The sequence below is a fragment of the Galbitalea sp. SE-J8 genome, assembly GCF_030345695.1.
Classification (GTDB): domain Bacteria; phylum Actinomycetota; class Actinomycetes; order Actinomycetales; family Microbacteriaceae; genus JAUASV01.
Genome location: NZ_JAUASV010000016.1, coordinates 41,419 through 60,265, shown reverse-complemented (window position 1 = coordinate 60,265; position 18,847 = coordinate 41,419). Strand labels below are relative to the sequence as shown.

The window sequence follows — 18,847 nt, the reverse complement described above, 5'->3', positions numbered from 1 at the left end:
CGAGCGTACCGGGCGGCGTCCGAGCGCACCGGAACGGGCGTGCGTCCTAGGCTGGCGCGCATGAGCGAGCGCGAGCCGAGTGCCCCGACTGCGTCCACGGCCCTGCTGACCGACCGCTACGAGCTCACGATGGTCGACGCCGCGCTGAAGGCCGGCACGGCGCACCGGCGCAGCGTGTTCGAGGTGTTCGGCCGCAGCCTGCCCGGCGAGCGCCGCTTCGGCGTCGTCGCGGGCACGGGGCGCGCGATCGAGGCGATCGAGGCGTTCCGCTTCCGCGATGCCGAGCTCGGCTGGTTGTCCGACAACGCCGTCGTCTCCGACGCGACGCTCGACCGGCTCTCGCGCTTCCGGTTCAACGGCGACGTGCGCGGCTACGCCGAGGGCGAGCTCTACGTGCCCGGATCGCCGATCCTCCAGGTCGAGGGCACGTTCCTCGAGGCGTGCCTGCTCGAGACGGTCGTGCTCTCGATCCTCAATCACGACAGCTCGGTCGCGACGGCGGCCGCCCGCATGGTGATCGCCGCCGACGGGCGCCCGCTCGCCGAGATGGGCTCCCGGCGAACGGATGCGGCATCCGCCGTCTCTGCCGCCCGCGCCGCGTACATCGCCGGCTTCGGCGCCACGAGCAATCTGCTCGCGGGCAAGCGGTGGGGCGTGCCGACGATGGGCACCGCCGCCCACGCGTTCACGCTCCTGCACGGCAGCGAGGAGGAGGCGTTCCGCGCGCAGGTCGACGCGATGGGCGTCGGCACGACGCTGCTCGTCGACACCTACGACGTCATGGAGGGAGTGCGCACGGCGGTGCGCGTCGCCGGCACCGGGCTCGGCGCGGTGCGCCTCGACTCCGGCGATCTGCCCGTGCTCGTCGGGGAGGTGCGCGCCCTGCTCGACTCCCTCGGCGCGACCGGCACTCGCATCACGGTCACGAACGACCTCGACGAGTTCACGATCGCGGCCCTGCGCGCGGCGCCGGTCGACTCGTTCGGGGTCGGGACGTCCGTCGTCGGCGGTTCCGGGCATCCGGCATCGGGCTTCGTCTACAAGCTCGTCGCCCACACGGATGCGGCGGGCGGCTGGGTCGACGTGGCGAAGCGGTCGGCGGCGAAGGCGACGGTCGCGGGCCGCAAGTTCCCCTCGCGGCGGCTGTCGGCATCCGGTGTCGCGACCGCGGAGGTCGTGGCACGCGGCGCGCTCGCCGACGGGCGGCCGCTGCACGTGCCGCTCATGGTCGCCGGCCAGGCGGTCGCGGCGCACCTCGGCGCCGCGGGTGTCGCGCGGGCTCGGGCGCACCACGCGGCCGTGCTGGCGGAGCTGCCGCCGTCGGCGCTCTCGCTCGGGCGCGGCGAGCCGGCGTTCCCGACGCTCTTCGCCTGAGCCCCGGGCTACGTCAGCTTCTCGTAGATCTCTTTGCAGGTGGGGCAGACCGGGAAACGCGACGGGTCGCGCGTCGGCACCCACTTCTTGCCGCACAGCGCGCGGATCGGCTTGCCGGTGACGGCCGCCTCGACGATCTTGTCCTTGGGCGCGTAGTGGCTGAACCGCTCGTGATCGCCGTCCTCGACGAGCTCCTCGTTGAGCAGCTTCTCGAGTTCGCGATCGAGAACGTCCGTGCCGCCGCCCGAGTGCTCCGTGTCGCTCATGGCCACCAGCCTAGGCGCCGCAGCGAACGGATGCCGCGTCAGTTCCGCACGGCGGCCGCGAGCAGCGCGGGCGAGCGGCGGTCGTACACGCGCGCCCCCGCGACCGTGCCGAGCACGAGCGCGAGCAGGCCGACGCCGAGCCCCGCGACGAGCGACCACAGGTGCCACCCCGGCCAGCCGAGCAGCCCGAACGCGCCGAACAGCACCGCGGGGGCGCTGAGCGCGAGGATGAGCAGGAACGAGAACGCCTGCACGAGTCCGGCCGCGCTGCCGCCGCCCGCGGGCTGCGCGAACGGACTGTCCCCGGGCCGCACCGTCGGGTACGGGAACGCCGCCGACATGATGCTCGACAGACCGAGGCCGGAGAGCAGGATGCACCCGCTCACCCCGATGAGCGACGGGAGCACGGCCCACGAGCCGAACGCCCACGCCGAGAGCATCGACCCGACGACCACGACGGGCACGCCGAGCAGCAGCACGGGCAGCAGGCGCCCCCAGCGGTCGTTGCGTCCCGTGACGGATGCCGCGAGGTGCAGCCAGAGCGCGGTGTTGTCGAACGACACGTCGTTGTGCACCGCCCACGACAGGAACAGGCAGATGACCGGCACGGGCAGCAGGGCGAGCTGCGCGAGCGGCACCCCGCCGACGTGCAGCGCGACGACCATGACGGCCGGGATGAACGGGATGATCGCGAGCGACATGCCGTACCGGCCGTCGCGCCCCCAGTAGGTGAGCCCGCGCGCGGCGATCGCGCCGATCGGGGTCGCCGGCAGGCGGTCGAACCAGCCGAGCCCCGCGTAGCGCCGTCGTGCCGCCTGCCGGGGCGGGGTGACGAGGGCGTGCGCGACGAGCGCGCGCCAGACCGCGGCGAGCACGCCGATCCACGCGACGGCGATGACGAGCTTCCAGGTCGCCCCGGTGGCGTCGCCGGCGGCGCCGTCCGCCGCGCTCGCCCACGCGGCGCCGAGCGGCGACCACGACACGACACGCTCGATCCTCGACAGCACGGCCACGCCATCCGTCGCCCAGTCGACGCGCGCGAGCAGCGCGACCACCGGCAGCGCGCACACGATGAGCAGCAGGCCCGCGACCATGGTCACGTCGCGGGCGCGCCTCGTCGACAGCAGCACGGCGCCCACGGATGTCGCGATCCGCGCCGTCAGCACGCACGTCACGACGATGACCGGCACGCTGCCGATCGCGAGGCCGACCGAGAGTCCCGTGCGGCTCCAGGTGGCGATGAGCGCGAGGGCGATGAGCAGGATGACGAGCGCCGGCACGCTGAGCAGGGCGGCGAGCCCGAGGCCCACCGACAGTCGCGTCGTCGACATGCCGAACAGCGCGAACCGTCGCGGATCGAGGGCGTCGTCGAGGCCGAGCACGAGCGGCAGCACCGCGAAGAGCACGAGCACCACCGCACCGAACACGACCTCGGCGCTGCGTGCGACCTCGATGTCGATGAAGCGCAGCGAGACGAGGCCCGCGATGACGAGCACCGACGTGCCGAGCCCGTAGAGCAGGGCGAAGACCAGTCCGACCAGCTGCCACGGATTGCGCCGGAACGCGCCGGCGAGGAGGCGGAGCTTCAGTCCGAGAAACTGCTCAACCATTCGAGCCCCTCCGCCGCCCGGCGACCGCCCGCGAGCTCGACGAACCGGTCCTCGAGGGTTGCCGCGCCGCGCACCTCCGCCATCGTGCCGCTGGAGAGCACGGCGCCGTTGACGATGATCGCGACGTGGTCGCAGATCCGCTCGATGAGGTTCATGGTGTGGCTCGAGAGCACGACCGTGCCGCCCGCCGTGACGTAGCGCCGCAGGATCTCGATGACGTTCGCGGCGGACACCGGGTCGACGGCCTCGAACGGCTCGTCGAGCACGAGCAGTCGCGGCGAGTGGATCATCGCCGCGGCGAGCGAGAGCTTCTTCGTCATCCCCGCGCTGTAGTCGCTGACCAGCCGGCCGAGCGAGTCCTCGAGGCCGAACGCGGCGGCCAGGTCGCGGGAGCGGAGCATGACGGTGGCCCGGTCGAGACCGCGGAGCACCCCGTTGTAGTAGAGCAGCTGCCCGCCGGTGAGCCGGTCGAAGATCCGCAGTTTGTCGGGGAGCACCCCCATCAGGCGCTTCGCGGCGACGGGATCGCGCCACACGTCGAGGTCGCCGATGTGCACGCTGCCCGCGTCGGGACGGAGCAGGCCCGACACCATCGACAGGGTCGTGGTCTTGCCGGCGCCGTTCGGGCCGACGATGCCGTAGAACGAGCCCTGCTCGACGGCGAGGTCGATGCCGGCCACGGCCGTCGTGTCGTCGAAGCGCTTGACGAGTCCGTCGAGGCGGAGCGCGATCTCGCGGGGCGCCGCGGGCGCGGGCTTCTTCGCGGCCCGCGATCGCGTGGGCCGGCCGGGGCGCGCCGCCGCGGTCGATGCCGTCTCCGCGCCCCCCGAGTCCACGCGACCACCCTATCGACCGGTCGGTGCACACTGGGTTATGCACCGGGTTCGATTGGATTTAGGCTCGCGTTGGGGCCCATCCCGTAGAGTGGCATCAGCACAAGGACGTGTCGCGCCAGACAACGTGCGGTAAACAGCCGGGAAACACCTCCCGCCGCACCTCTCGACGATTTCTCTTTGGAGGCCGACCGTGACCACGCAGATCGTGATCCTCGCTGCCGGAATGGGCAGCCGACTGGGCCGTTCGCTGCCGAAGCCGCTCACGCCGCTCGCCGACGGCCGCTCCATCATGCAGCAGCAGTTCGACAACATCCGCTTCGCGTTCGGCGAGGCCGCGCAGGTGACCATCGTGGTCGGCTACAAGCTCGAGCACATCATCGAGGCGCACCCCGACGCGACGTTCGTCTACAACGACCTCTACGACCAGACGAACACGTCGAAGAGCCTGCTGCGCGCCCTGCAGGCGAGCGCGCCCGGCGGTGTGCTCTGGATGAACGGCGACGTCGTCTTCGACCCCGAGGCGCTCACCCGCGCCGCGGCGTTCATCGCGCGCGACCAGTCCTTCGTCTCGGTCAACACCGCAAAGGTGTCCGACGAGGAGGTCAAGTACACGACGGATGCGGCGGGCTACATCCGCGAGCTGTCGAAGACCGTGCGCGGGGGACTCGGCGAGGCCGTCGGCATCAACTACATCTCGCGCGAGCACAAGGCGGCGCTCATCGCGCAGCTCAAGCGCGTCGACGACCAGGACTACTTCGAGCGCGGCCTCGAGCTCGCCATCGAGCAGGGCGCGCGCGTCGAGCCGCTCGACATCAGCGACCTCTACGCGGTCGAGATCGACTTCGCCGAAGACCTCGAGCGGGCCAACCTCTTCGTCTGATCGCGTCCTCCGCTTCGCCGCGCGGGCATAGGATCGGGGCCGTTCCACCCGACGAAGGACGCCCGTGACTGCTCTGCCCGCGCGCGCGACGCGATCGCCCGTGGCGCGGTACCGGCACGCGCTCTGGCTGCTCGCGAGCCGTGACCTCAAGAAGCGCTACTCGACGTCGGCGCTCGGCTACATCTGGTCGGTGCTCGACCCGCTCCTGATGGCGGCGGTCTACTGGTTCGTGTTCGCGGTCGTCTTCGGGCGCGGCGCGGTCGGCGAGACGCCCTACATCGTGTTCCTGCTCACCGCGCTGCTGCCGTGGACCTGGTTCAACGGCGCCGTCTCGGATGCCACCCGTGCCTTCTCGTTCGAGGCGAAGCTCGTCCGTTCCACGACCATCCCGCGCACGATCTGGGTCGCGAGCCTCGTGCTCTCGAAGGGCGTCGAGTTCCTGCTGAGCATCCCTGTGCTCGCGGTGTTCGCGATCGTGGGCGGCGCGACGGCGCACTGGCAGCTCGTGCTGTGGCTGCCGGCCATCGCGATCCAGACCGTGCTGACCCTCGGCGTCGGCCTCATCGTGGCGCCGCTCGTCGTGTTCCTGACCGACCTGCACCGCGCGGTGAAGCTCATCCTGCGCGTGCTGTTCTACGCCTCCCCCATCGTCTACGGCGTGACCGACCTGCCCGCCGCGCTGCACGACTGGGCCGGCCTGAACCCGCTCACCGGCATCCTCTCCCTCTACCGCGCGGGCTTCTTCCCGCAGCAGCTCGACGTTCCGTCCGTGCTCGTGAGCGCGCTCGTGAGCATCGGCATCCTGCTGCTCGGACTCGCGGTGTTCGGCCGATCCGAAGCCGCCGTGCTCAAGGAGATCTGAGACGTGCGAGATCTGATGGATGCGGCCGCCACGACGCGCGGCGCCGCGCCGGTGATCGAGGTCGACGGCCTCGGCATCCGTTTCAAGCGCAATCGCCAGGCCCGCCGCACGTTCAAGGACCTGTTCGCGGGCTCGAGCCGTCGAACGCTGCCGGGTGAGTTCTGGGCGCTGCGCGACGTCTCGTTCGAGGTGCGCGCCGGCGAGGCGATCGGTGTCGTCGGGCGCAACGGGCAAGGCAAGTCGACGCTGCTCAAGCTCGTCGCGCAGGTGATGCTTCCGGATGAGGGGCGCGTGCGCGTGCACGGCGGCGTCGCCCCGCTCATCGAGATCACCGGCGGTTTCGTCGGGGAGCTCACCGTGCGCGACAACGTGTACCTCGCCGCCGGGCTGCACGGGATGTCGCGGCGCGAGATCGACGAGCGCTTCGACCGCATGATCGCGTTCGCCGAGGTCGGGGACTTCCTGGACACCCCGTACAAGCACCTGTCGAACGGCATGAAGGTGCGGGTCGCGTTCAGCGTCGTGACGGAGCTCGAGGAGCCGATCATCCTCGTCGACGAGGTGCTCGCCGTCGGCGACAAGGCGTTCCGGGAGAAGTGCTACGCCCGCATCGGCCAGCTGCTCGAGGGCGGACGCACGCTGTTCTTCGTCTCGCACAACGAGAACGACCTGCGCCGGTTCTGCACACGCGGGCTCTACCTGGACAAGGGCCGCCTCGTGCTGGACGGCGACCTGGAGACGGTGCTCAGCCGTTACCACGAGGATTACGCTGTCACGTCGTGACCCAACCGTCGGCCGACGTGCCCGCCACCCCGCCGGCCGTGCCCGCTCCCCCGCCGGCCGTGCCCGCTCCCCCGCCGGTCGAGGAGCCCGCTCCCCCGCTGGTCGAGGAGCCCGCTCCCCCGCTGGTCGAGGAGCCCGCGAGCGCAGCGAGCCGGCGTCTCGAGACCACCACCACAGCCACCCCGCCGGTCGAGGAGCCCGCGAGCGCAGCGAGCCGGCGTCTCGAGACCACCACAGCTCCATCGGCGAACGAATGGTTTCGAGACGCGTCCTCGCTGCGCTCGGGCGCTCCTCAACCAACGGAGGGGCGACGGCGTCCCGCCCCGCCGGTCGAGGAGCCAGCGAGCGCAGCGAGCCGGCGTCTCGAGACCACCACGGATCATTCGGCGAACGAATGGTTTCGAGACGCGTCCTCGCTGCGCTCGGGCGCTCCTCAACCAGCGGAAGGGCGACGGCGTCCCACCCCGCCGGCCGAGGAGCCCGCTCCCCCGCCGGTCGAGGAGCCCGCGAGCGCAGCGAGCCGGCGTCTCGAGACCACCACGGATCATTCGGCGAACGAATGGTTTCGAGACGCGTCCTCGCTGCGCTCGGGCGCTCCTCAACCAACGGAAGGGCGACGGCGTCCCGCCCCGCCGGCCGAGGAGCCCGCGACCGCAGCGAGCCGGCGTCTCGAGACCACCACAGCTCCATCGGCGAACGAATGGTTTCGAGACGCGTCCTCGCTCCGCTCGGGCGCTCCTCAACCAGCGGAGGGGCGACGGCGTCCCGCCCCGCCGGTCGAGGAGCCCGCGAGCGCAGCGAGCCGGCGTCTCGAGACCACCACCACCAGCACAACCCCCGCCCCGGGCGTCCCCCAGCGCTGGCTCGCGTCCGGTGTCGACCGCGTGCTCTCCGTGCAGCGGCCGGTCGTGCTCGCGCACCTGCGCGGCATCCGCTCGGCGCGACCGCAGGCCACGCCCGCGGAGGTCGTCGCGACGCTCGAGCGCCGCTACCTGGCGGCCGTGACGATGGGCGGGGCCGCGGTGGGCGCGGCATCCGTTCTCCCGGTGGTCGGCGTCGGCGCCTCGTTCGCGCTCAGCGCGGTCGAGACGGGCGGCTTCCTCGAGGCGAGCGCGTTGTTCGCGCAGTCGGTCGCCGAGGTGCACGGCATCGCGGTCGACGACCCGGAGCGGGCGCGAGCGCTCGTCATGGCGCTCGTGCTCGGCAGCGCCGGCGGCGACCTCGTGCGCCAGCTCGCCGGGCAGGCCGCGGGGGTCGCGCCCGCGCGCCAGCGCTACTGGGGCGAGCTCGTGACGAAGCAGCTGCCGAAGGCGGCCCTCGGGCGCCTCGGCGGCGAGCTGCGCTCCCGCTTCGTGCGCCGGTTCGCGGCGTCGCAGGGCGCATCGGCGATCGGACGGGCGATCCCGTTCGGCATCGGCGCGGTCGTCGGCGGCGTGGGCAACCACCTGCTCGGACGCCAGATCGTGCGCGGCGCCCGCGAGGCGTTCGGACCGGCGCCGCTGGAGAACGGCCCGGCACGGCTGCGGGCGGCGGGATCGTCCCGCCGCCCGCAGCCGCCCGCTACTTCTTCACGGTGAACTTCACCGTCTTCGATGCCGAGGCGGCGAAGGCAGCGAAGTTCGACGGTACGAACACCGCCCGGATCTTGTGCGCACCCTTCTTCAGCGTCTTCGGGAACGCGTAGGAGGCCTTGCCCTTCTTCACGGTGAGCGTCTTCAGCACCTTGGTGCCGTCATACACGGCCACCGTTCCGGCCGCCGTCGGCGATACCGTCACCGTGAGCTTCGCGACCTTCTTCGATCCGTGCTTCTGCGACGGCTTCGACAGCGCGAGCGCGGTGGTCGTCGCCTTCGACGCAGGGGACGCAGCCGGTCCGGCCGGTCCGGCCGGTCCGGGAGGCCCAGCGGGCCCGGCCGGCCCGACGATGCTCTTCACGGTGAAGGGCAGGGCCGACGACAGCGACGACGCGAACGCGGTGTCATCCGCCGGCACGAACCGGCTCGTCAGCGTGTGGTCGCCGACGGCGAGCGTCGACGGAATGGGCACGACGGCGATTCCGTTCGTCACGGGGGCACTGGCGATCGCCGAGCCGCCGTCGAGCACCTGCACCGAGCCGGCCGCACCGGACGGGTTCACGATCGCGATGATCGCCGCCGTCGGCCCGTCGACACTCTGCGTGCTCGACGTCGCGGTCGCGACGATCGAGGTCGGTGCCGGTGCCGGACGGATCGGTCCGAGTCCGGTGAGCTCCGTCCCGGAGTAGCTCTGGGCGGCGAGCGCCTGATCCGGTGCGACGCTGTCCTGGAGCGTCGACACGAGGTAGATGTCGCCGGGGTACGGCACGGTCGCCGTCGGGATCGTCGTCGTGATCGTGTGCGTGACGTCATTGCGCAGCACGCTCACGCCCGCGGGATCGACGGGCACGCTCGTCGAGCCGACGACGTGCACGACCTGCAGGTCGGCCACACCGGCGGTCACGTAGAAGATGACGCCGAAGATGTCGGGCGGTGTTCCCGTCGCGACGATGGTCGGCTGCGGCAGGATCACGAGGGTCGTCGACCAGTCGCCGGTGGGCGCCACGTCGGCGACGTGCTGCGTGACCACGAGGCTCGTCTCGTCGTAGTTCGCGTCGATCGAGGTGATCCGCAGTCCCGAGCTGGCCGCGAGCGGATTGGGGAAACTCGCGGAATTCGCGGATGCGGGAGTCGCGGCGAGCAAGCTCGCCGCGGCGATCGCGACCACCGCGCCGATCGCGGTCAATCGTCGTGTTCTCATGGGGGCCTTCGTCTCTGAGGGTCGGGCGCACGTCCGAAGTGCGCGCTGTGGCGGCAACGGAAGGAAGCGACCGCACCGCCGGGCCTCGGTGCGCCGCTACCCACGTTCGGGGCTCCCCTGTTAAGGGGACGATCGCACAGTAGCGGTCCTGAGTCGCCGAGTCGAGCGAAATTTTAACGACCGACCGTTCCCGCCCGTGCGCGACGGCGTGCGTCAGCCGTTCCGGGCCGCGTCCGCGGCATCCGCGGCGGCCCAGCGCACCATGAGCGCGTCCATCGCCGCGCGGAATCGCGCGGTCGCGGCGCCGGCGGTCGTGTCGCCGAAGTACCACGACACCCAGTGCTCGAGCGCGGCGTGGGCCTCGTCGCTCGTGAGCACGCGGTCGGCGATCGCCACGACATCCGTCGCCTCCGCGGCGGTCAGCCACTCGGCCGCGCTCAGGTAGCCGCCCTCGTCGATCTCCGCGGCATCCGAGAGCGGCCGCGTGACGATGAGCGGCTTGCCGGTCGCCAGCCGGTCGTAGACCAGCGCGGAGATGTCCGTGATCGCGAGGTCGGCGGCGGCGAGCTGCCAGCCGAGCTCCGGGCGATCGTCGAAGACGTGCTGGGCCGTCGGGTCGTCGGCGTTGGCGGCGGCGAGCGCGGCGACGATCCGCTTGCTGGCCGCGCCGTACTCGCTGTCGGCGATGCCGCTCCGCGGGTGCGGGCGGTAGATCACGCGGTGCCTGCCGGTCTGCAGCAGCGCCTTCACGAGGGTCTCGCCGTGGCTCGACACCGATCCGTAGCGCATCGACTCCCGGTCGCCCTCCCACGTCGGCGCGTACAGCACGACGGTGCGGTCGTCCGGCGCGTACGGCAGCTCGCCGGCGAAGTGGTCGGCCTGCGGGCGCCCGATCTCGAACGTGCGCGCCGCCACGTCGTAGCCCCACAGCGTGCGGGACAGCCGCTCACGGGCCGCCTGCCCGGCGATGAGTGCGAAGTCGTACGCCTTGAACTGGTTGCTCACCATGTAGGCCTTGTCGCTCTCGCCGTGGTTGATGAACACGTGCCAGAGGCGACCGAAGCGCAGCATGGAGAAGTTCCGCACGTTCTGGTTGACGTACAGCGCGACCTTCGGCTCGCGGCTCGCGACGAAGTTCTCCAGGTCGACGATCTTGCGCACGTACACGACCGGCAGCGGGCTCTCCTGCGCGAGCGTCATCATCGCGAGCGGCGAGCGCGCCATGATGACGACGGGGTGCGTTCGGGACAGCTCGACGAGCGGCGCGTACCACTGGCGGATCTGGTAGAGGTTCACCGGCGCGTCCGCGAAGTGCACGACGATCTCCGTCTCGTCCGCGCTCGGCCACGGGTGCGCGTCGACGAACTCCTGCACCCGGCGCCGGGCGCGCCAGGACGCGATCGCGTTGCTGATGACGCCGATACCCATGCGGATGTCGGTCAAGATGGGCACTGCTGTCTCCTGCGGTCCGGTTCTTCCATTAGATCAAGGGCGGTCGGCCGGCCGCGGTCATCCGCCGTACCGTTACCCATCCGATGCTTCGGCGTCCGCCCGGGTCCCGGCGCCAGCCCTCGAGCCAGCCCGCGAACCAGGGTCCCAGCCCCGCTCCGCGCGAGCGGATGCCGCGCACGAGCTGCACGCCCGTCCAGCTCGCGACGTAGACCGGCACGAGCGGCCACGGCAGGTTGCGCTTCGCGAGCCACACCCGGTTGCGCGCGTTGAGCCGGTAGTACTCGGCGTGGCGGGTCGGCGAGATCGCCGGGTGGTGCGCGACGAGCCCGCCCGCGTACCAGGCGATGCCCCCGGCGGCCCAGACGCGCCAGGCGAGCTCGATGCCCTCGTGCGCGTACCAGTACGGCTCGCCCCAGCCGCCGGCCCGCTCGAAGACGGCGCGCGGGAGCACGACGGCGCCCTCCCAGACGCTGAACACGGCACCGGATGCGGCCGGGTCCCCCTTGCGGATGCGCGGCACCCAGCGGCGCGGGCTCGCCGCGCCGGGGCCGGCCGCGAGCGCCGGGTCGACGACGCGCGGCTGCACGAGGCCGATGCGCGGGTCGCGCTCGACGAGCGCGATGGCGTCGGCGAGGAACGTCTCCCCCGCGAGCGACGCGTCGTCGTCGAGGAACAGCAGCCACCCGTGGTCGCCGGCCGCGAGCGCCTCGGCCCCGCGGTTGCGCCCGGCGGGAATGCCGACGTTCTCGGGCAGCGCGAGGGTGCGCACGGATGCCGGCACGCCGGCGGGCGACCATCCGTTGCCGACGACCACGACATCCGTGTCGACCTCGCGCTGGGCAGCGACCGACGCGAGGCCGCGCGCGAGGTCGTCGGGACGCGTGCCCTGCGTGAGCACGACGACCCCGACCCGGGGACGTGCTCTCACGCGCGCACGCGCTTCGATGCCATGATCGCCACGAAGTGCCCGCCGAGCGCGATCACGGCGAGCGGCAGCAGCACGAGCACGAGCACGCGATCCACGGCGACCTGGCCGGCGACGATGCCGACGAGCGCGGCCAGGAACGCGATGATCGTGAGCTCGACCGAGTGGTAGAGCCGGTGGAACGGCACGAACCGGGCGATCGCGCGGACGCGGGCCAGCCGGCTCGACGTGGGCACGGCCTCCTCCTTGCGGTCGGCGAGCCGTTCGAGGCCGGCGTTCGCGCGCGCGACGTGCACCATGTCGTTGAGCGCCTTGTTGAGCACGATGACGAGGGCGAGCGCGAGGCCCGCGGTGGTCCAGGCGAAGTCCTCGGGCGCGTCGAACGGCCAGCCGGCGGCACGGATGCCGAGGGCGACCGGGATGAGCGCCTCGGTCGAGTAGTGCCCGACCTTGTCGAGGAACACCCCCGCCGGGCTGCGCTCGTCGCGCCAGCGCGCCACCTCGCCGTCGCAGCAGTCCACGAGCATCTGCAGCTGTCCGAGCACGAGGGCGACGACCGGCCCCGCGATGCCCGGGATGAGCAGCGCGGCCGCCGTCGACCAGCCGACGAGGATCATGACGCCCGTGACGCCGTTCGCCCGCATCCCCAGCCGCAGGAACACCGAGGTCAGGTAGGGCGACAGGTCGCGCAGGTAGAGCGACGCGGTCCAGTGCTCGGCGTTGGCGCGCAGACGCACCTCGGGCGGCTGGGTGACCTCGCGCAGCTGCGCGATCGTCGGGCGAGCCGGGCGCTCCGGTCGGTCCGCTCGATCGGCGACCGTCATGCGCGTCACCGTCCCGTGTGCTGCGTGATGTTCCTCGTGAGCTGCAGGAATCCCAGCAGGAAGCCCGTGCCCCATCCGAAGTGGATGCACGGCAACACTACGAGATACCAGAGGCCCGTTCGCGCACCCTCGGCCGCCGTCGCGCGCACTCCGGCCACGATGACGAACGCCGCGTACAGCCCGGGAACTACGAGCGTCGCGGCGAGCGCGGGCACGCCGGTCGCGATCCCGACGGTCCCGAGCACGAGCCCGAGCAGCGTCGCGAGCACCGCGAGCGGCGGGATGAAATAACGGATGCCGTTGGCCGCCCAGAACCGGCGCGCGAGCTCGCCGCGCCAGATGCCGGTCGCGACGAACTGCCGCACCAGGGTGCGCAGGCTCGAGCGGGGCCGGTAGACCACCTCGAGCTCCGGCGTGAACCAGACCGTGAAGCCCGCCTCGCGCAGGCGCTTGTTGAGCTCCCAGTCCTGGCCGCGCTTGATGTCCTCGTCGAACAGCCCGACCGCCTCGAGGGCGTCGCGCCGGAACACTCCGAGGTACGCGGTGTCCGCCGGCCCCTCCGCCCCCCCGACGTGGTGGGGCGTGCCGCCGAGGCCCTCGGGCGCACGGTAGGCGTGGGCGACGGCGCGCTCGAAGGGCGAGATGCCCTCGGCCTTCATGACGCCGCCGACGTTCGCCGCACCACTGCGCTCGAGCGCGGCGACGGCGACCCGCGCGTAGTGCGGCGGGAGCACCGAGTGGGCATCGACGCGGATCACGAACGGGTAGCGCGAGGCGCGGATGGCGGCGTTCAATCCGCCCGGGGTCGACCCCGCGTCGTTGTCGACCCGGATGATGCGGGGCTCCTCGCGCGCCATCGCTGCGACGACCTCGTCGGTTCCGTCGACGCTCGGGCCGAGAGCGAGGATGACCTCGAACGCACCCGGGTGGTCCTGCGCGAGCAGGCTCTCGATCGCCGCCTCGATGTGCTCGACCTCGTTGAGCACCGGCATCACGTAGGACACGCCGACCGGCTCGGCCCCGGGCGGGGCGTCGTTGTCGGCCATGGGCTCCTCGGGCGATCGCGGGACGAATCGACCCTACCCGCAGAGAACGGGCGCGGGAGGCCCATCCATTCCTCCCGCGCCCGTGTCGGTTCCGCCCCCTCGATGGGGCGGTGTCCTATCGCCCGGCCGTCACGGCTTGAGCTCGCCGAGCGTGACCGTCACCGTCGAGCTCGAGCCGTTGCGCTGGTAGACCAGCTGGGCCGTGGAGCCGGCGGCGAGCGCTCGCACCTGGGCGGTCAGGTCGGTCGAGTCGGCGATCGGCACCCCGTTGAACGACGTGACGATGTCGCCCGACTTCAGCCCGGCCTTGTCGGCCGCGCTGCCGGAGGTGACCTGCTGGATCACGGCGCCCGCGACATCCGAGTCGCTGCCGCCGACGGTCGCGCCGAGCAGGCCGTGGCTCGCGGTGCCGTCGGCGATGATCTCCTTCGCGACGCGCTGGGCGAGCGAGGCGGGGATCGCGAAGCCGACGCCGATGGACCCGGACTGACCGCCCGTCGAGCTCGAGTTGCTCGCGGATGCGATGGCCACGTTGATGCCGATCACGTCGCCGTTCGAGTCGAGCAGAGCACCGCCGGAGTTGCCGGGGTTGATCGCGGCATCCGTCTGGATGACTGCGAGCGAGATCGACGAGCTCGACGAGGTCGGCGCCTGCGTCTGCCCGTTCTGGTCGGGGAACTGGAAGCCCCACAGGTCGAACGGGCCGCCGTCGCCGTTCTGGTCCTGGTCGTCCTGGCCGCTCGAGGTGTCGGGCGCCGCCGACGAGGCGACGGTGATGCTGCGGTTGAGCGCGCTCACGATGCCGTCGGTGACCGTGCCGGAGAGGCCGAGCGGCGCGCCGATCGCGATGGCGCGGTCGCCCACGTTGAGCTTCGACGAGTCGCCGAAGGTCGCGGGGGCGAGTCCCGTGGTGTCGATCTTGACGACGGCGAGGTCGGAGATCGGGTCCGTGCCGATGAGCTTGCCGGTGAAGATGCGACCGTCGTTGAGGGTGACCTTGATGGCCGCGCCCGCGGTCGCGCCGTCGAGCGTCACGACGTGGGTGTTGGTGAGGATGTAGCCGTCCTGGCTGAGGATGACGCCCGATCCGGTGCCGGCCTCGCTCGTCGCGCTCACGGAGATGGTCACGACGGAGGGCGACGCCTTCGCGGCGACCGCGGTCACGACGGTCGCGTCGCCCGGATCGTTGACGGTGATCGTCGTCGGGCTGGCCGCGGCGGTCGTGCTCGACGTGTTCCTGGGCGTGACGAGCAGCGTGACTCCGGCACCGGCGGCACCGCCGATGATGGCGCCGACGGCGAGCGCGGCGACCGCTCCGACGAGCGGACGACGACGACGCGGCACGGATGCGGCGGCACCGTGCGCGCCGGGAGCGGGGATCGTGGGCGGCACCTGCAGGTGCGGCGGCAGGTGCTGGGCGGGCGGAACCTGGAAGCTCGCGCCGGGCACGGCGCCGTACGGCGCGGCGTGGCCCGCGGGTGCGGGCGCGGTGGACGCGACCGGAGTGGTCGGAGCCGACCAGGACTGCGGCGGCGTCGTCGGCACGGGCGGCGGTCCGGACACGGCCGGGGCGGCTGCGGTGGCCTCGGGTGCGGGCGTCTCGGACGGCGTCTCGCCGGACGGGGTATCCGGGGTCTCGGGCATGGGTGGTGCTCCTTCCAGCGGTCATCAGCATGGTGCCCCAACCTGAACGTTGTTTATGACGCCGCTGCACACGCGCTGGCGACCTGCGCGGTCTAGCGTGGACGCGATGAGCATCGCAGAGCCCGAGCAGCAGAACGCCGTCGGCGGCGCGTGGATCCGCGCCGCCCGAGGCGCGATGCTGCTCGTCGACGGCCGCCCCGCACCCACCGTGTTCGCCGAGATGAGCGCGCTCGCCGCGGAGACCGGCGCGGTCAACCTCGGGCAGGGCTTCCCCGACGAGGACGGTCCCGCCGAGGTGCTGGCGGCCGCCAAGAACGCCATCGACGCCGGGATCAACCAGTACCCGCCCGGGAGGGGCGCGCCCGTGCTGCGCGAGGCGATCGCGCGGCACCAGGAGCGGTTCTACGGCATCCGCGTCGATCCGGAGCGCGAGGTGCTCGTCACGGCCGGCGCGACGGAGGCGATCTCGGCGACCCTGCTCGCGCTGCTCGAGCCGGGGGACGAGGTGGTCGTCGCGGAGCCGTTCTACGACGAGTACGGCGCGATCACCGACCTCGCGGGCGCCCGGCTCGTCACCGTGCCGGTGCGCTGGCCGGACTTCGCCCTCGACCTCGACGCGCTGCGCGCCGCGGTGAGCGACCGCACGCGCGTGATCATCGTGAACTCCCCGCACAACCCGACGGGCACCGTGCTCGGTGTCGAGGCGCTCACCGAGATCGTCGAGCTCGCGACCCGCCACGACGCGATCATCCTGACCGACGAGGTCTACGAGCACCTGGTCTTCCCGGGCTCGCGTCACGTGCCGGTCGCGACGCTGCCCGGCGCGTTCGAGCGCACCGTGAGCATCTCGAGCGGCGGCAAGACCTTCAGCACGACGGGCTGGAAGGTGGGCTGGATCACCGCGCCCGCGCCCCTCGTCGACGCGATCCTCGCCGTCAAGCAGTTCCTGACCTTCGTGAACGCCGCGCCGTTCCAGCCGGCGATCGCCGCGGGACTCGACCTGCCCGACGCGTTCTTCGCCGGGATCGCCGCGGCCCTCGCCCACAAGCGCGACGTGCTCACGGCCGGGCTGCGCGCGGCGGGCTTCGAGGTCGCGGCGCCCGCCGCCGGGTACTTCGTGATCGCGGATGCCGCCCCGCTCGGCGCCGAGGACGCTCACGCCTTCGCGCGCGAGCTTCCGCACCGCGCCGGGGTCGTCGGCGTGCCCGTGACCGCGCTCGTGTCGGAGCCGAACCGCGCGGGCTACCGATCCCTCATCCGGTTCGCATTCTGCAAGCGCCTCGGCACGCTCGACGAGGCGGCGGCGCGGCTCGCGGCGCTGTCCCGGTGAGGCCGGCGGCCTGAGCGCTCGGGCGCTCTAGCGGGGCAGTCGCATGATGAACGTCGTGCCGACGCCCACCTCGGACTCGACGTCGAGCTCGCCCGCGTGGGCGACGACGATCGCCTTCGTGATCGAGAGGCCGAGCCCCACGCCGGGCACGGCGTTGCGCGTCGCGGTCGAGGCGCGGAAGAAGCGGGCGAACAGCTGGTCGAGCTCCGCCTCCGGGATGCCCATGCCGCTGTCCGAGACGCGGATCACCACGCGGTCCGCGGTGCCCTCGACCGTGACGGCCACGCGGCCGCCGCGGGGCGTGAACTTGATCGCGTTCGAGATGAGGTTGTCGCAGGCCTGGCCGAGGCGCTGCGCGTCGCCCGGCAGCAGCGAGTCGCCGGTCACCGCGACGCTCAGCTCGACGCCCGCGGCCGACGCTCCTAGGCGCGCCGACTCGACGGAGGCGACGACGATCGGCGCCACGTCGACCTCGTGAGTCTCGAGCGTGAACGAGCTCGAACCCACCTGGGCGGTGAACAGCAGGTCGCCGACGAGCCGCAGCAGTCGGTGGGCGTTGCGCTCGGCGACCCCGAGGTACTGCAGTTGCTCCTCGGAGATCGGGTTCTCGTCGTCGTCGCGCATCAGCTCGAGGTAGCCGAGGATCGACGACAGCGGCGTGCGCAGCTCGTGCGAGATGAGACCGACGAACTCGTCCTTGAGGCGCGAGACCTCGAGCGCCTGCGTGATGTCCGTCGCGACGTAGAGGTAGCCGGTCGTCGCGCCCGTCTCGTCGACGCGACGCGTGACCGCGACCTCGACGGAGATCGTGGAGCCGTCGGCGCGCACGTAGGTCCAGTTGCGCACCTCGGGCTTGCCGAGCCTGGCCGACTCGACGAGCGCGCTGAACCCCGGGTTGAGCACGGTCTCCCCGGGCGGGTAGTTGAGCTCCTTGGAGCGCTGCAGCAGCTCGGCCTCGACGTGGAACTCGTGCACGTAGCGCTTGCCCTGCGTCTCGCGGGCGGTGAGCCCCAGCATCCGCTCGGCTCCGGGGTTCCACACGTCGATGAGGCCGGTGACGTCGGAGCCGATCACCGACTGCTCGGTCACGGCGTCGAGCACGCTGCGGGTGAGCCGGTCGGCGGCCCGCAGTGCCTCCTCGTTCTCGCGCAGCCGATCGGTGTAGTCGACCGCGCCGCGCAGCATGATCTCGCGCTCCTCGGCGAGGCTCTGGATGCTCGCGAGCTGCTGCCGGGACTGGTTCGCGATCTGGTTCACGATCGCCGCCGCCGCGGCGAACACGAGTGGCGTGAAGATGCCGCGCAGCCACTCCGACGGGGTCGCGGGCAGGCGTCCCTCGATGATGTTCGGGATCATGAGCGCGACCGAGGTGCCGAGCGCCGCGAGCAGGATGTACGCGCGCCCCTCCTCGCTCGCGAGCCACACCACGGGCAGCACGATGATCGCGCTGAACAGGCTCGCGCTCTCCCCGATGCCGAAGCGGTAGATGCCGAGCGCGAGGAAGTCGATGCACGGCACGAGGATCGCGAGGTGCGAGAGGGACGCGCTCACCGTGCACACCACCGCGAGCACGGTCGACAGCACGATCCCCAGCACGCCGGCCCACACGATCGACCAGGTCGCGGGCGCGAGGTCGGGCACGAACGCCGTCAGACCGAACGCGACGGCGAAGAAGGCCACGATCGGCGTCTGCTTGACGATCGGCGACGTGGTCGCCAGGCGCGAGAACACGTCGAGGCGGGACAGCAGACTCACGGGGCGTCCGCGCCGGCCGCCCACGCATCGAGCGCTGCCGAGATGCGTGCGGCGAGCTCCTTGGGGCTGAACGGCTTGGTCAGGTAGTCGTCCGCGCCGGCCGCGATGCCCGCGTCGATCGCCGCGTCGGTCACGCCCGCGCTGAGCAGCATGAGACGGATGCCGCCGAGCGCCGGGTCCGCGCGCACGTCGCGCACGACGTCGAGCCCGGTGCGCCCGGGCATCGAGACGTCGAGGATGGCGAAATCGGGGCGGTGCTCGCGGATGGCGGCGAGCGCCGACTCCCCGTCGGCCGCCTCCCCCACGAGCTCGACGCCGGCGCGGCGCACCGCGATCGCGACGAGCATGCGGATGTCCGCGTCGTCATCCGCGACGACCACGCGAACGGGCGCGCGCTCGTGATCGGCCACGTGCCGCACCTCCTGAGACTCGTGCTCAGCCTATCCAGTCGGCCCGGCGCGCGTGACGCTCGTTCGAGGGCCGGA

The 18,847-nt window shown here is 72.2% G+C and carries 17 protein-coding genes; 6 read left to right on the top strand and 11 right to left on the bottom strand.

The genetic code is table 11. The annotated features are described in order from the left end of the window. Positions 1-60: 60 nt before the first annotated feature. Entirely contained in the window at positions 61-1,374 is a 1,314-nt protein-coding gene (locus QT381_RS11080) for a nicotinate phosphoribosyltransferase (protein WP_289249002.1), read from the top strand. Between the two features lie 8 nt (positions 1,375-1,382). Here the strand turns inward: QT381_RS11080 and QT381_RS11075 are convergent, their stop codons facing one another. From QT381_RS11075 to QT381_RS11065, 3 genes are read right to left on the bottom strand one after another with little or no spacing between them, the layout of a single operon-like run. After that, complete coding sequence (locus QT381_RS11075; protein ID WP_289249001.1) at positions 1,383-1,640, bottom strand: DUF3039 domain-containing protein; 258 nt, start codon at positions 1,638-1,640, stop codon at positions 1,383-1,385. Between the two features lie 38 nt (positions 1,641-1,678). Beyond that, a complete protein-coding gene (locus QT381_RS11070) occupies positions 1,679-3,250 on the bottom strand; it encodes an ABC transporter permease (protein ID WP_289249000.1) in 1,572 nt (523 codons plus the stop codon). Then, a complete protein-coding gene (locus QT381_RS11065) occupies positions 3,226-4,086 on the bottom strand; it encodes an ABC transporter ATP-binding protein (RefSeq protein ID WP_353889771.1) in 861 nt (286 codons plus the stop codon). Before QT381_RS11065 ends, QT381_RS11070 begins: the two co-directional genes overlap by 25 nt. A gap of 190 nt (positions 4,087-4,276) precedes the next feature. On the opposite strand from QT381_RS11065, the gene QT381_RS11060 reads away from it, so the two are divergent. From QT381_RS11060 to QT381_RS15755, 4 genes are all read left to right on the top strand, one after another. Beyond that, complete coding sequence (locus tag QT381_RS11060) at positions 4,277-4,966, top strand: phosphocholine cytidylyltransferase family protein (protein ID WP_289248999.1); 690 nt, start codon at positions 4,277-4,279, stop codon at positions 4,964-4,966. Positions 4,967-5,030: 64 nt separating this feature from the next. Then, positions 5,031-5,828: an ABC transporter permease gene (locus tag QT381_RS11055; RefSeq protein WP_289248998.1), complete on the top strand. Its 798-nt coding sequence runs from the start codon at positions 5,031-5,033 to the stop codon at positions 5,826-5,828. A gap of 15 nt (positions 5,829-5,843) precedes the next feature. Then, complete coding sequence (locus QT381_RS11050) at positions 5,844-6,611, top strand: ABC transporter ATP-binding protein (protein ID WP_289249028.1); 768 nt, start codon at positions 5,844-5,846, stop codon at positions 6,609-6,611. After that, positions 6,608-8,188 (top strand): hypothetical protein, encoded by a 1,581-nt coding sequence (locus QT381_RS15755; protein ID WP_353889770.1) that lies wholly within the window; start codon positions 6,608-6,610, stop codon positions 8,186-8,188. The genes QT381_RS11050 and QT381_RS15755 overlap by 4 nt, the downstream gene beginning before the upstream one ends. Here the strand turns inward: QT381_RS15755 and QT381_RS11040 are convergent. From QT381_RS11040 to QT381_RS11015, 6 genes are all read right to left on the bottom strand, one after another. Continuing rightward, complete coding sequence (locus QT381_RS11040) at positions 8,172-9,386, bottom strand: Ig-like domain repeat protein (protein WP_289248997.1); 1,215 nt, start codon at positions 9,384-9,386, stop codon at positions 8,172-8,174. The genes QT381_RS15755 and QT381_RS11040 overlap by 17 nt on opposite strands. 213 nt (positions 9,387-9,599) lie before the next feature. Then, positions 9,600-10,838 carry a CDP-glycerol glycerophosphotransferase family protein gene (locus QT381_RS11035; protein ID WP_289248996.1) on the bottom strand — a complete coding sequence of 413 codons (1,239 nt, stop codon included), beginning with the start codon at positions 10,836-10,838 and terminating at the stop codon, positions 9,600-9,602. 28 nt (positions 10,839-10,866) lie between these two features. After that, positions 10,867-11,766 (bottom strand): glycosyltransferase family 2 protein, encoded by a 900-nt coding sequence (locus tag QT381_RS11030; RefSeq protein WP_289248995.1) that lies wholly within the window; start codon positions 11,764-11,766, stop codon positions 10,867-10,869. Further along, a complete protein-coding gene (locus QT381_RS11025) occupies positions 11,763-12,587 on the bottom strand; it encodes a CDP-alcohol phosphatidyltransferase family protein (protein ID WP_289248994.1) in 825 nt (274 codons plus the stop codon). The genes QT381_RS11030 and QT381_RS11025 overlap by 4 nt, the downstream gene beginning before the upstream one ends. Positions 12,588-12,592: 5 nt before the next feature. Then, the gene (locus tag QT381_RS11020; RefSeq protein WP_289248993.1) at positions 12,593-13,633 is read right to left on the bottom strand and encodes a glycosyltransferase family 2 protein; all 1,041 of its coding nucleotides are present in this window, start codon (positions 13,631-13,633) and stop codon (positions 12,593-12,595) included. 129 nt (positions 13,634-13,762) lie between these two features. Continuing rightward, positions 13,763-15,277, bottom strand: coding sequence for a S1C family serine protease (locus QT381_RS11015; RefSeq protein ID WP_289248992.1), 1,515 nt, complete (start codon positions 15,275-15,277; stop codon positions 13,763-13,765). 106 nt (positions 15,278-15,383) lie between these two features. Between QT381_RS11015 and QT381_RS11010 the strand changes: the two genes are divergently transcribed. Beyond that, positions 15,384-16,607 (top strand): aminotransferase class I/II-fold pyridoxal phosphate-dependent enzyme, encoded by a 1,224-nt coding sequence (locus QT381_RS11010; RefSeq protein ID WP_289248991.1) that lies wholly within the window; start codon positions 15,384-15,386, stop codon positions 16,605-16,607. Between the two features lie 27 nt (positions 16,608-16,634). On the opposite strand, the gene QT381_RS11005 is transcribed toward QT381_RS11010, so the two are convergent. Together QT381_RS11005 and QT381_RS11000 are read right to left on the bottom strand one after the other, a co-directional pair. Further along, on the bottom strand, positions 16,635-18,362 hold the full coding sequence (locus QT381_RS11005) for an ATP-binding protein (RefSeq protein WP_289248990.1): 1,728 nt from the start codon (positions 18,360-18,362) through the stop codon (positions 16,635-16,637). Continuing rightward, complete coding sequence (locus QT381_RS11000; RefSeq protein ID WP_289248989.1) at positions 18,359-18,772, bottom strand: response regulator; 414 nt, start codon at positions 18,770-18,772, stop codon at positions 18,359-18,361. Before QT381_RS11000 ends, QT381_RS11005 begins: the two co-directional genes overlap by 4 nt. Positions 18,773-18,847 lie beyond the last annotated feature (75 nt).